General features: G+C 69.2%; 1 protein-coding gene. It reads right to left on the reverse strand.

All coding sequences use genetic code 11. The features are described from left to right. Window positions 1-1028: DNA polymerase III subunit gamma/tau (gene dnaX / locus FKV24_RS13710; RefSeq protein WP_141482773.1), on the reverse strand; the 1028-nt coding region annotated here is incomplete at its 3' end. Window positions 1029-1047: the final 19 nt, after the last annotated feature.

Consider the following 1047-nt stretch of genomic DNA (forward strand, 5'->3'; position numbering starts at 1 on the left):
CGCGGACTGGGCGCGTAGCCCAGGTCGCGACGGCCGTTGATCGCCATCTGGTACCAGAGCTGGACAACCTCGGCGCGGACCGCGGCGGCAATGGCATCGACATCGACGCCGTCACCCTCGACCTCCGAGCCCGCGACCAGCTGCCGCACCTGCACCTTGTGCAGCGCTTCGGACAGCGCGTCCAGCACACTGCCCCAGTCGGGCGAGAACTCCGAAAGCGCCGCGACCTCGGCCAGCAGGCGCTCGCCGTCGCCGTCCGCCAGCGCCGCCAGCAGCGCCCCGACCCGGGTCCGGTCGACCGTGCCGAGCATCGCCGCGACCGCGGCATCGTCGAGCCTGCCGCCGGTATAGGCGATCGCCTGGTCGAGCAGCGACAGGCCATCGCGCAGGCTGCCATCGGCACCGTGCGCGATCTGGCGGATCGCACCGGGCTCAGCCTCGATGCCCTCGGCGGCCAGGATCTTCTCGATCTGGCCGCTGATCTGGGCCTCGTCCAGACGCTTGAGGTTGAACTGCAGGCAGCGCGACAGCACCGTCACCGGCAGCTTCTGCGGATCGGTGGTCGCGAGCAGGAACTTCACGTGCCCCGGCGGCTCCTCCAGCGTCTTCAGCAGCGCGTTGAACGCGCTCTTGGAGAGCATGTGCACCTCGTCGATCAGGTACACCTTGACCCGCCCGCGGCTGGGCATGTACTGGGCGTTGTCGATCACCTCGCGGACGTCGTCGACACCGGTATTGCTGGCCGCGTCGATCTCCAGCAGGTCGATGAAGCGGCCGGCGTCGATGTCCTTGCAGGCCGCGCACTCGCCGCAGGGGTCGGCCGAGGTGCCCTGCTCGCAGTTCAGCGACTTGGCGAAGATCCGCGCGATCGTGGTCTTGCCGACGCCGCGGGTGCCGGTGAACAGGAAGGCATGGTGGATGCGGCCGGAATCCAGCGCGTTGGTCAGCGCCTTGACCACATGCTCCTGCCCGACCAGTTCGGCGAAGCGCCGGGGGCGCCACTTGCGTGCGAGGACCAGGTAGGACATGGGCGTGGATCGGATCTCG

This window comes from Marilutibacter maris, assembly GCF_006546735.2.
In the GTDB taxonomy this organism is placed as follows: Bacteria; Pseudomonadota; Gammaproteobacteria; order Xanthomonadales; family Xanthomonadaceae; genus Marilutibacter; species Marilutibacter maris.